9 protein-coding genes and 2 pseudogenes are annotated in these 11,507 nt (G+C 52.1%); 5 read left to right on the top strand and 6 right to left on the bottom strand.

The window, feature by feature from the left end; translation table 11 throughout:
- Positions 1–79: IS1 family transposase (locus ACOTXF_RS10530; protein ID WP_421635261.1), on the top strand; the 79-nt coding region annotated here is incomplete at its 5' end.
- 233 nt (positions 80–312) lie between these two features.
- Here ACOTXF_RS10530 and ACOTXF_RS10525 read toward each other — a convergent pair.
- Together ACOTXF_RS10525 and ACOTXF_RS10520 are read right to left on the bottom strand one after the other, a co-directional pair.
- Entirely contained in the window at positions 313–1,005 is a 693-nt protein-coding gene (locus ACOTXF_RS10525) for a helix-turn-helix transcriptional regulator (RefSeq protein WP_008503218.1), read from the bottom strand.
- A 286-nt stretch (positions 1,006–1,291) separates the two neighbouring features.
- Positions 1,292–1,876, bottom strand: a pseudogene (locus tag ACOTXF_RS10520) (NUDIX domain-containing protein).
- Between the two features lie 86 nt (positions 1,877–1,962).
- On the opposite strand from ACOTXF_RS10520, the gene ACOTXF_RS10515 reads away from it, so the two are divergent.
- Positions 1,963–2,736: a DeoR/GlpR family DNA-binding transcription regulator gene (locus ACOTXF_RS10515; RefSeq protein ID WP_008503220.1), complete on the top strand. Its 774-nt coding sequence runs from the start codon at positions 1,963–1,965 to the stop codon at positions 2,734–2,736.
- 59 nt (positions 2,737–2,795) lie between these two features.
- Here the strand turns inward: ACOTXF_RS10515 and ACOTXF_RS10510 are convergent, their stop codons facing one another.
- A complete protein-coding gene (locus ACOTXF_RS10510; protein ID WP_023344151.1) occupies positions 2,796–3,167 on the bottom strand; it encodes a VOC family protein in 372 nt (123 codons plus the stop codon).
- 94 nt (positions 3,168–3,261) lie between these two features.
- Positions 3,262–3,705: a PACE efflux transporter gene (locus tag ACOTXF_RS10505; protein WP_023292407.1), complete on the bottom strand. Its 444-nt coding sequence runs from the start codon at positions 3,703–3,705 to the stop codon at positions 3,262–3,264.
- A 413-nt stretch (positions 3,706–4,118) separates the two neighbouring features.
- Between ACOTXF_RS10505 and ACOTXF_RS10500 the strand changes: the two are divergent.
- From ACOTXF_RS10500 to ACOTXF_RS10490, 3 genes and pseudogenes are all read left to right on the top strand, one after another.
- Positions 4,119–5,155: pseudogene (locus ACOTXF_RS10500) on the top strand (aldo/keto reductase).
- Positions 5,156–5,350: 195 nt separating this feature from the next.
- Positions 5,351–6,259 carry a LysR family transcriptional regulator gene (locus tag ACOTXF_RS10495; protein ID WP_014831948.1) on the top strand — a complete coding sequence of 303 codons (909 nt, stop codon included), beginning with the start codon at positions 5,351–5,353 and terminating at the stop codon, positions 6,257–6,259.
- A 104-nt stretch (positions 6,260–6,363) separates the two neighbouring features.
- Positions 6,364–6,951, top strand: coding sequence for a hypothetical protein (locus ACOTXF_RS10490; RefSeq protein ID WP_047745696.1), 588 nt, complete (start codon positions 6,364–6,366; stop codon positions 6,949–6,951).
- Positions 6,952–6,979: 28 nt separating this feature from the next.
- On the opposite strand, the gene yjjJ is transcribed toward ACOTXF_RS10490, so the two are convergent.
- Both yjjJ and silA read right to left on the bottom strand, forming a co-directional pair.
- Complete coding sequence (gene yjjJ / locus ACOTXF_RS10485; RefSeq protein WP_048963006.1) at positions 6,980–8,284, bottom strand: type II toxin-antitoxin system HipA family toxin YjjJ; 1,305 nt, start codon at positions 8,282–8,284, stop codon at positions 6,980–6,982.
- Positions 8,285–8,328: 44 nt separating this feature from the next.
- Positions 8,329–11,505 carry a Cu(+)/Ag(+) efflux RND transporter permease subunit SilA gene (gene silA / locus ACOTXF_RS10480; protein WP_048963007.1) on the bottom strand — a complete coding sequence of 1,059 codons (3,177 nt, stop codon included), beginning with the start codon at positions 11,503–11,505 and terminating at the stop codon, positions 8,329–8,331.
- Positions 11,506–11,507: the final 2 nt, after the last annotated feature.

Raw genomic sequence — 11,507 nt, 5'->3', positions numbered from 1 at the left:
GTCACTGTCGTTCTCAAAATCGGTGGAGCTGCATGACAAAGTCGTCGGGCATTATCTGAACATAAAACACTATCAGTAAGTTGGAGTCATTACCGCTGTAGCCAGTCGTGGAATGTATGCCATATTTCGCCATGCGAACTGGAAAGTTGAAGTTATTCAGCGCGGTGTTTCTGAAAAAGGCGAGGTTATTTACTATATTTATATACCCGCCAGCACCAGCATTATTGAAGACATTATTAGCAAAGACAAATCCAGTCACTGGCTTCGCGAAATGCTCGAGCAATTACGCCATTTATAACCAGTGGCTGAGGCTCAGTCCTCCAGTAACCGGAGTTCCGTTCCAAGTTTTATTGCGTGTCTTGCATTATTCACACCGAGCTTTTTCATGATGTTGCCCATATGGAATTTAACGGTGCGCTCAGCAATAGACAATATAACAGAAATTTCTGCGTACGTTTTTCCGGCGCTGACCCATTTAAGGATTTGGCGCTCACGTGGCGACAGGAAAACATTTTTTTTCTGCTGATGCTGACTATACAGATTGAGTGTCTTCTGGTGTAACTGAACAAGGAAGCGTAGAAAATGCGGCCGATATTTTTCAATGTCAATCCCAGAATGCTTAGGACTGATGACGGATAAGACAACAAGGTTATTCAAATAGTCATGCAGAGGAAACGTCTGTCCCTGATAAATATCATACTGGACACTTTCGTCGAAAATACGCGTCAGGTTATAACCATCTGACAGGACAACATCACTTTCCCAGAAAAAATCTTCCACACAGCGTAAAGCCCGAATGATAACAGGGTCAATGAACTGATATTTTTTTTCAAGGTAGATAGTAAACCACTCTGGACTGTTATTGATTATCCTCATCTGTGAGGGATCTTTCTTGTTCATAATGGCGTAGGCGAAGACGATCCCTTTGAAGTCCTCAAAAAACGCGTCCAGCTCACTCTGAATTTGCGTATTGATCGTTAAGTCGTTGTAATATGTATCCTTCACGTGAGTTGCTGCCTCCTGTACGAGTGGAGGAGCAAGTATAATATGCTTCGTTATCTGTAGCGAGTCGCATTTTAATCCAGTCAACAGATAAGACAGGCTGCCTCAACTGGCAGCCTCGTGAACGTTTGGGATTTTTGAATGGTAAATGCAGATGACTTAGGGAATTGTTGATGTTTTTATCGAATTTCGAAATCGTTCACTAAATATAGTAGGCTGCAAAATTTAGGAGGTTTTACGCTTTTCCCCCAGGTTCATACATATTGAAATCAGGATTTAAACCAGTGGGTTACAGAATGCCTTTCAGGGCAATATGATAAAGCAGCATGATGGTTTTACCGTCGACAATCCTGCCGGTTTCAATGCGGCGTAATGCCTCTTCAAGCGTCATTTCCAGCACGTCGATATCTTCTCCCTCAGCCTTGATCCCGCCGCCGGCGCCGGTTCTGTCTTTCGGCTGATACTCGGCAAGATAAAAATAGAGTTTTTCCGTGACAGAGCCCGGGCTCATATAGGCTTCAAAGATTTTCTCTACGCGCGTAACGTGGAATCCGGTCTCTTCTTCCGCTTCTGCTTTGATGCGGCTTTCAGGATCCATGTTGTCCAGCAATCCCGCCGCCGCTTCAATTAAATCGTCCTCATGGCCGTTAATAAAAACAGGGAAGCGGAACTGGCGCGTCAGGATGACCGTCTTTTTCTCACGGTTGTAGAGAAGAATCGTCGCGCCGTTGCCACGGTCATAGACTTCCCGCTATTGCCGCTGCCATTCGCCATCACGACGCTGCAGGTCGAAGGTGTATTTTTTAAGGATGTACCAGTTATCTGACAGGGTTTCACCGTTAATGATGCGCACATCTGCACGTTTTGATTGCACGATTGTTCCTCCTTACGTAGAGTAATACTCATAAACAGCAATATCATGCACCTTCAAGGTAAAACATGCAACATCAGGAAAACAGGATGCTCACTCGTCAGCGAAAACAATTGATCCTTGAAAAGCTGGGTGCCGAAGGTCAGGTCCAGTCAAAAGCGCTCAGCATTCTTTTCGACGTCTCTGAAGATACTATCCGGCGCGATCTCCGCGAGCTGGCGGCAGAAGGGCGTTTGCAGCGTGTTCACGGCGGCGCACTACCGTCATCTTCCGCAATTGCTCCGTTTGCCGAACGGCAATCCGTGAAGATGGATGCAAAAAAAAGGGTGGCCCGCAAAGGGGCCCAGCTGATTTCATCAGGCCAGGTGGTAATTATCGACGGTGGCACGACAACCTCGGAGCTGATTACCTTTTTCCCGCCTGACTTGCGCATCACCGTGGTGACGCACAGCCCGAGTATTGCTCTGGGGCTTGTTGATCATCCTGCCATTGAGGTGATTTTGATCGGCGGACGGTTGTATAAACACTCGATTGTTGCGGTCGGCGCGGCGGCCATCGAAGGCATAGAGAATATTCATGCAGATCTGTTCTTTATGGGCGTGACTGGTATTCATCCGGATGCGGGGCTGACAACCGGCGATTTCGAAGAGGCATGCATCAAACGTGCATTTTCCGGCAGAGCCGCGGAAACGGTCGTTCTGGCGTCTCCGGAAAAGATCAACACCGCGTCGTCGTTTGTGATTGGCGATGTATCTTCAGTGAATACCATCATCGTTGAAGACGGTACAGATAAGGAGTGGATCCGCGCGGTATCGGAAAAGGGGGTATCCGTCGTGCTGACCTCAGATCGTGACAGCCTCTGACAGCCAGCGACTGGCTGTCAGGATTAGCTTCTAAAATGTTCTCAAGCGAAATATTTGGGCTACCGACTTTCCGGCGCATGGCATACGGCTTCGATGTTATGACCATCAGGCGAGATGACAAAAGCGGCATAGTAATTTTCACCATAGGAACGTAGCCCCGGCTCACCGTTATCACGTCCGCCAGCGCCCAGCGCGGCATGGTAAAAATCATCTACCTGCTGACGGGTCTTGGCCACAAACGCCAGATGCAGAGGCGCTGGTTTGTCATTTGTCTGGAAAAGGCAAAGCGAAACGTCGCCAGAGCTCATCTCAACACCATAATCCGGCGCGCCTTCATCGACGAGTTCAACACCAAGCGGACGAAGCGCCTCGAGGAAGAAGGTTTTACTTTTTTCATAATCGCTGACGCCAAATTTCACATGATCAAACATTATCGACTCCTTGAAAGCGATAGAGAAATGAAGAGTATAGAAGGTGACAGGAGTCGAATATGAGCACAGGTACGTCTATGTGACAGATATCTCGTTACATAGCAGACTGTTTCCGTCCAACAAACGTCCAGCGCAGGTAATCGTAAACCCAGTTAAACAGCATCGTGTACGGCAGGAAAAACAGTACCAAACCAATCTCAACAAAAAATGCCTCCGTCATCGTTAAATGCAGCATCACCATGGCCACAGGAATTAACGTGATGATAAGTCCGGCTTCGAAACAGGCCGCATGGAGCGCGCGGACGAGGAACGTTCTTTCAAACTGGTATTTTTTCTGAAGAGCGTCAAAGAATTTGTTAAACACAAAATTCCAGGCCGTGGCGGTAAGCGCGGATATCACGGACAGCGAGCCAGACTGGAGTACCGACACGTTCATCAGCCAGGCAAGCGACAGCGCGATGATAATGTTGGCCGTGACTTCAAAAATGACCGCGTGGAAAATCCTTTCTCTAAAGCTTTTATCTAATTCAATTTCCATAAGTTTACGGTAGCAGTGGGCAAAACCTGAAGTATATCAAACGTCTTTCAACCATGTGTAAACGTAGACGTTGGGTCGTGCGGGGCCTCGACACAAATCATGCTTGAAAAGGTGGCTTCACATGATTCAATGGACCAGGCAATCATGACCGCAGAAATGCAGATTTTGCCTCCACTTACGTTAGTGCGCATAATGTATATTATGTTAAATGATATCTGATAGCTAATCACGAGCCGATACATCAATCTGTTATTAATTCTGACCACCCTCTCGCTTCTCGTCTTTCACTGTCGATAACGACGATTTGTGAAAAATACTCAAAACACCATTCGATGGCGCATGCTGGTTCACTTCATGTCAGTGCAATACCCTGTCACATACAGAATTGCTGGCAATAAAAGAAGGAACACAGAATGAAGTATGTGAATCTGGGTCGTAGCGGTTTGAAAGTCTCCCGTCTTTGCCTCGGTTGTATGAGCTATGGTGACCCCGAACGTTTGCCTCAACCCTGGTCCCTGGATGAAAAAGCGTCACGACCGCTCATTCGTCAGGCGCTTGAAGCAGGCATTAATTTTTTTGATACCGCGAATATCTACTCGGGCGGAAGTTCTGAAGAGATCACAGGAAAAGCGCTGAGAGAAATGGCCAGACGCGATGAGATCGTTGTGGCGACAAAGACCTTCTTTCCGTGGCGCAACTCACCCAATACCGGGTTTCTTTCCCGCAAGGCCATTTTTCAGTCTATTGACGATAGCCTGATGCGCTTAGGTATGGATTATGTGGATCTCTTTCAGATTCACCGCTTTGACCACTCTACGCCTGTTGAAGAGACCATGGAGGCTCTGCATGACCTCGTTAAATCAGGAAAAGTACGTTACATCGGCGCATCATCTATGGAAGCCTGGCGCTTTGCAAAAATGCAGCATACTGCAGAGCGTAACGGCTGGACCCGATTTATTACGATGCAACCGCAATACAACCTGCTTTACCGGGAAGAAGAGCGCGAGATGTTGCCCCTGTGTGAAGACCAGGGCGTTGGTGTGATCCCCTGGAGTCCGATGGCACGCGGCAGGCTCACGCACGACTGGAGTGTCACGTCCCGACGAACGCAAAACGATGCCTTTGCGTTAAAAATGTATGAGAACGCAGCCCTTCTGGATAAGCCCGTTATTGATGTCGTTGCAAGAATTGCCGAAAAGCACGATGTGCAAGAGCCCATGTTGCACTTGCCTGGTTGCTATCAAAAACGGTCATCACAGCCCCGATCATTGGCGCGACCAAACCAGAACATCTTTCCACGGCTATCAGCGCACTGGACTTTTCACTTAGCGATGCTGAAATCACGGAACTCGAGGCACTCTATCTGCCGCACCCCGTCGACGGGATCATTCCCCCGCTTCCTGATACGCCCCCTTCACTCACGCCGCCTTCAGCAATACAGAACCGTTAACCCCCTTCCCTGGCCCGGCGTTGCCGGGTCTCATTATTTTCAAGAATAACGAAGCACACCGTTTTCAGTGAGAGGCGATGAGTGGATGGACTTGTGAAAAAAATTCAGCAACGGATTAGCGCTAATCGGTCTATGGTGTATATCATTTCCGTATCAACGCAGTCGGGCGTTAAGGCACAAGGAAAAGGATTCTGTATGCAAATAAGCAGAGCTGATGTTGCCGATCTCATTTATTTCATGGCTATTGCACGTCATCGCAGTTTCAGCCGTGCTGCCATTGAATTAGGTGTCAGTGCATCAGCGCTTAGTCATGCCCTGAAGGGACTGGAAACCCGGCTCGGGGTTCGCCTCCTTAATCGCACGACCAAGAGCGTTACACCTACGGCTGCAGGTGAAGAACTGGTTCAGTCTGTCCTTCAGCCTTTCGACAAGATAGAAGGCGCGCTTGAATCGCTTAACCGGTATCGTAATACCCCTACCGGACGTATCCGCATCAATGCTGCCGTTGAAGCAGCCAATCTTTTGCTTGCGCCGGTTATGCCCGCGTTTATGGATCGCTATCCCGATATTGAAATCGATATTGTGGCCAGCAACCGTATGGTTGACGTCACTGATGCGGGCTTCGATGCCGGTATCCGCTATGGTGGCACCGTCCCGGAAGACATGGTTGCCCGGCGTTTATCTGCCGATATTCGCTGGGTTATCGCCGCATCCCCAGACTACCTGGAACGTTACGGAACGCCTGAACATCCTGATGATTTATTACACCATCGCTGTATAAGCAATCGTCTCGGCGACGATCGGATTTATCGCTGGGAACTTGAGCGAGACGGCGAAACTTACCAAATCACTGTGCCAGGCTCTGTGACGGTCAATCAGGCTGAAACGGGCCTTGTGGCCGTCTTAGGCGGAGCCGGCCTAATGTATTTTCCGGAGCCTCTTGTTGCACCCTATGTGAAGGATGGACGGCTCCGCCTGGTGCTTACGGAATGGTCCCCGCTGGAGGAAGGTTTTTATATCTATTATTCAAGCCGCCGGCAACTGCCGACCGGGCTTCGCCTTCTGATTGAGTTCATACAGGAGGCCAGGCCGCTGGGGTTGTGAAATAGCGCTTCCATGCGGGACGATGCAATGTCGTCTTTATCGACCCGTAGCGGATATCATAAAATCAATCAGGGCCTTCACTCTTTTAAAAGCCGTATAATCAAATGATTAAAATTTTATCCCTTCGCCTGAAACACTGTAACGCGCTGGCCAACAGCATGAGCAATGCCTCCCCGACACAGCTGCAGCAGTTTAAGACGCAATTGTCCGAACAGATGGGTAAGCCTGTGGGACTACATACCATGGGTATTCCTGCAGCGATCAGTACGCTCGGGGTGATTGTCAGTTTCGCCATTCCGCAGCTGTGGTTGGGCTATGGCGTACTCGCCGCACTCAGCCAGCCAGCTGAACGCGTATTCGTGTGGGTTGTGCTGGTCGCCCTGCTTTTCGCTGGCATCAACGGCGTGACGATGTTCATGATTGGCAAAGGCAGCATGCGCGCCGTACGGATACACCTTGCGCTGGCGGTGATAAGCCTGGTATTAACGGCAGCCTATCTGCTGGCCGCGCTGATCGGTAGCCCTTTTCCGGGCGTCAGTCTGACTGCGGCCCTGGTGAGTATCGTCATGTTATTGCTTAGCGGCAGCTGTATCCTCTCCACATCCTTTTATAAGATGCTGCTGTTTACTCTGCATAATCGTGCCTGGCGCAAGCTGAGCGGGCAAACTCGCGATGCACACACACCGCACTAAGGATGCACCGCGTAAAAAACCTCGCTCATTATCCAAGACGCGACACCTTCAATCTCGCCTCGTCCAGGTGGCTGCGCAATGCGGCAAGACATGGCGCAAAATTGGAAGAAAAGCGGCCGCAACTGCTGGCCAGCGTATAAAAGCGCTCGGCCAGCGCCAGTGCTTCATGCCAGGTTTCTCCCGCGATCGCGTCAATAAGCGTAGCCGGACGCAGCGTATTCACCAGTGCGCCTCCTGATTTCGGGGCAAATCCCATGGGCAGCATGTCATAGGCAGGAGCAAGATCGTAAGGCCGTCCGTGGGAACTGATAAACGACAGATTACCGTGGTGCATGTCGGTATTGCCGATCAGCATACCAAACGCCCAAAGCCTTGACGTGCTGGCGACCGCATCCTGGTGAACACAGCCCTGCTTTGCCAGCTCATTCACCAGTACCGGCCAGGATTCTCTTGCCCTGCCGACAAACTCCGCCTCGAGCGCACGTAAAGAAAAGAGTCCCTTACGACCAAGGGGTCCCGTACGGTCGAACCGCGGGATCTCAAGGAAGCGCTGTCCGCCAAAATCAAACACCTCGGTTTCGACGCCAAGCACGCTTAACGCAAGATGTTCTGCCAACAAAAGGTCTCGCCAGCGTTCGCTTACAGGGTTATCGTCCGGTGCCGTGAATTTCACAATGACGTGGCCACGTTCTGTATAAGTACAGAACTTCGGCTGTTCACCCCCAGCAGAGGAGCCCGGTAATTCGCCCGCGCTCACGGCCTGCGCCAGCGACGGGTATGCGGTTGCGCGGTCCACCGCAACAGGCGACGGCATCTCTACAAAATGATTCCTCGCCTGTTCTCCGATTAACAGGTTCCCCACCGCATCGTGCCCATGAGCGAGCAAAGCCCTGATAACGTCAGTATCACTCCAGTTATCTGGATTTGGCGGCAGGCCCAGCTCGGATGAAAATCGCGAGGCGTACGCGCGGCCAAGGTATCCCTGAGGCCGCATGTCAAACAACCACCACGGCAACCCATCGCTATGGAGGCACACATTGTCCGTTTGCGCCATTACAAAACCGTCTGGGTACACCGGAATGAGTTTACCCAGCGATTTAACCTGACCCTCTTCCGTGATGCGGTAGACAGGAGCCGAGCTGAATCCTCGATGTGTATCCCGCAGCACATAGTGAATAGATGGACCGGAGCCAATGCGAACAACCTCATCGCCAAGCGCTTTAATCGATCGTGAAACGGTAGGCTGACTAATACCCATAATATCAGTCAGTTGCCTTACCGATACCGGGCCTTGCCTCAGCAATTGTCGTAGTGTTTCGGATCGATTAAGCATGGTTTTGAATAGCTTTGTGAATAGGTTATTGAATAGCTAATTTATCAGGTATTGACTCCCCTGTCATCTTCACCAACGGCTGTCTCTGGTTTATGCCTGCGCAACCAAATTAACTTATACGCCGCAGGAATAATAAACAGTGAGAGCAGCGGTGCCGTAATCATCCCGCCAATCATGGGCGCCGCTATCCGGCTCATGACTTCTGAGCCGGCCCCGGTCCCCCAGAGAATGGGCAGCAGACCGGCAATAATCACCGCGACGGTCATTGCCTTTGGCCGCACGCGCAGCACGGCACCATGATAAAGCGCCTCATCAAGCCCCTGTTCGGTGAACGTTTCCTGGCGGGACAATGCTGGATGTGCTTCAACGGCATGACGCAAATACATCAGCATGACCACTCCAAACTCTGCTGCCACCCCGGCCAGGGCGATAAACCCGGTGCCGGTTGCCACGGACATATGGAAGCCCTGCCAGTACAGGAACCATATCCCGCCGACCAGCGCGAACGGCAGGCTCATCAGGATCAACAGGGCCTCATCCACGCGACGGAACGCCAGATAGAGCAGAACGAAAATGATCATCAGCGTCATCGGCACCATCAGCTTCAGTTTCTTGTTGGCGTGCTCAAGCAGTTCAAACTGCCCGGAGAATGACACGCTGGTACCCGGCCTGAGCTTCACGTTCTGGCCGATGGCCGTCTTAATGTCGTTCACCACCGACACCATATCCCTGCCGCGGGCATCGATATAAATCCAGCTCGCAGGCCGGGCATTCTCCGTTTTCAGCATCGTGGGGCCTGAAACAACGTTGATATCCGCCACATCACCCAGCGTAATCTGCTGTTTCATCGGCGTCAGGATCGGCATCTGCTTCAACGCGCTCGGGCTATTCCGGTAGTCCTGAGGATAACGAATATTAATCGGATAGCGGGCCACGCCTTCCACCGTTTCACCCACCGTCGCACCGCCGATGGCCGAGGAGACGAACAGCTGCACGTCGCCCACCGTCATTCCATAGCGGGAGGCTTTCTCCCGGTTGATATCGACATCGATGTAGCGCCCGCCTTCCAGACGTTCTGCCAGGGCAGACACCACGCCCGGCACCGTTTTGGCTACCGCTTCAATGCTTTGCGCCGTGGCGTCGATATCAGCCAGAACGGTACCAGACACCTTGATGCCAATCGGGCTTTTAATCCCGGTCGACAGCATATCAATGCGGTTGCGAATGGGCGGAACCCAGAGATTCGCCAGACCGGGCAAACGAACGGTCTTATCAAGCTCCTCAACGATCTTGTCAATCGTCATCCCGGGACGCCACCGATCCTCAGGCTTAAGCTGAATGGTGGTTTCCACCATTTCGAGCGGCGCTGAATCCGTTGCCGTTTCGGCTTTGCCGGTCTTGCCGAAGACAGAGGCCACTTCAGGGACGGTTTTTATTAACTTGTCCGTGGTCTGTAAGAGCGCGGCCGCTTCTGCCGGAGAGACGCCGGGCAAAGTAGAGGGCATATACAGCAGATCGCCCTCATTAATCTTCGGCAGGAACTCGCCGCCCACCTGGCTCAGGGGCCAGATCACCGTGAAGATGGATAAGGCCGCAACCAGCAGGGTTGTTTTGGGCCAGTTGAGCACCCGAATCAGCAGCGGATGATAGGCGTTAATCAGCAGCCTGTTCAGCGGGTTACGGGTCTCGGCGGGGATTTTACCCCGGATCCATAATCCCATCAGAATGGGGATCACGATGATGGCCAGCGCGGCCGCCCCTGCCATGGCGTACGTTTTGGTGAAGGCCAGCGGACCAAACAGCCGTCCTTCCTGCCCCTCAAGGGTAAAGATGGGAATGAAGGATAAAGTGATGATCAGCAAGCTGATAAACAGAGCCGGTCCCACCTCTACAGAGGCGTTGGTAATCACCTTCCAGCGGGTGACGTTATCAATCTGCTCTCCCGGGTGCTGGTGATCCCACTCTTCCAGCCGCTTATGCGCGTTCTCAATCATCACGATGGCGGCATCCACCATCGCGCCGACGGCGATGGCAATGCCTCCCAGTGACATAATATTGGCGTTCAGCCCCTGGAAATGCATGACGATAAAGGCAATACACAGGCCAAGCGGCAGAGAGATAATCGCCACCAGCGCCGAGCGAATGTGCCAGAGGAACAGCGCGCAGACGATGGCCACCACGATAAACTCTTCGAGAAGTTTGCTGCTCAGGTTATCAATGGCCCGGTCGATGAGCTGGCTGCGATCGTAGGTGGTCACAATCTCAACGCCTTCCGGCAGGCTGGCCTTCAGCGTCTCCAGCTTGTCTTTTACCGCCGTAATGACCTCGCGCGCGTTTTTACCCGAACGCAGGATCACCACGCCGCCCGCCACTTCACCCTGCCCGTTCAGCTCGGCAATACCACGGCGCATTTCCGGCCCCGTTTGTACGCGGGCAATATCACGCAGGTAAATCGGCACGCCGTTCTCACCGGTTTTCAGGACGATGTGATTGAAATCATCGATGGTCTGCAGATAGCCGCTGGCCCGCACCATATATTCCGCTTCCGCGATTTCTACGGACGATCCGCCCGCTTCCTGATTAGACGATTCAAGGGCCTGCTTAACTTCCGGCAGGCTGACGCCGAACTGCGCCAGCTTTAACGGGTCAACCTGAATCTGATACTGCTTCACCACGCCGCCGACGGAGGCCACCTCGGCCACGTTCGGGATTGTTTTCAGCTCAAATTTCAGGAACCAGTCCTGCAATGATCGCAGCTCGGCGAGATCGTGTTTTCCGCTGCGGTCCACCAGCGCATATTCAAATATCCAGCCTACGCCCGTGGCGTCCGGGCCGATTTCGGAACTCACGCCGGCGGGGAGTTTGCCCTGAACCTGATTCAGGTACTCCAGCACGCGCGAGCGGGCCCAGTACAGATCGGTCCCGTCTTCAAAAATAACGTACACATACGAATCACCAAACTGTGAAAAACCGCGCACGGTCTTCGCGCCAGGAACAGACAGCATGGTGGTGGTGAGTGGATAGGTCACCTGGTTTTCAACAATCTGCGGGGCCTGGCCGGGATAGCTTGTTTTGATAATCACCTGAACGTCAGACAGATCGGGCAAGGCATCGACCGGGGTGTTGATGATGGTCCATGTCCCCCAGACGCTGAGAAACAGCGCGCCCATCATCACCAGGAAACGGTTGGCAACCGAACACCGGATAATCCATTCAATCATCA

This window comes from Enterobacter cloacae complex sp. IR53041 (genome assembly GCF_049238285.1).
GTDB classification, from domain to species: Bacteria; Pseudomonadota; Gammaproteobacteria; order Enterobacterales; family Enterobacteriaceae; genus Enterobacter; species Enterobacter roggenkampii.
The sequence above is the reverse complement of the archived record's forward strand: the minus strand, read 5'-3'. Positions and strand labels throughout refer to the sequence as shown.

Coding starts and splice junctions, on each gene's coding strand:
- ACOTXF_RS10515 (WP_008503220.1), top strand. CDS start 1,963: ATGCTCACTCGTCAGCGAAAACAATTGATCCTTGAAAAGCTGGGTGCC.
- ACOTXF_RS10510 (WP_023344151.1), bottom strand. CDS start 3,167: ATGTTTGATCATGTGAAATTTGGCGTCAGCGATTATGAAAAAAGTAAA.
- ACOTXF_RS10505 (WP_023292407.1), bottom strand. CDS start 3,705: ATGGAAATTGAATTAGATAAAAGCTTTAGAGAAAGGATTTTCCACGCG.
- ACOTXF_RS10495 (WP_014831948.1), top strand. CDS start 5,351: ATGCAAATAAGCAGAGCTGATGTTGCCGATCTCATTTATTTCATGGCT.
- ACOTXF_RS10490 (WP_047745696.1), top strand. CDS start 6,364: ATGATTAAAATTTTATCCCTTCGCCTGAAACACTGTAACGCGCTGGCC.
- yjjJ (WP_048963006.1), bottom strand. CDS start 8,284: ATGCTTAATCGATCCGAAACACTACGACAATTGCTGAGGCAAGGCCCG.
- silA (WP_048963007.1), bottom strand. CDS start 11,505: ATGATTGAATGGATTATCCGGTGTTCGGTTGCCAACCGTTTCCTGGTG.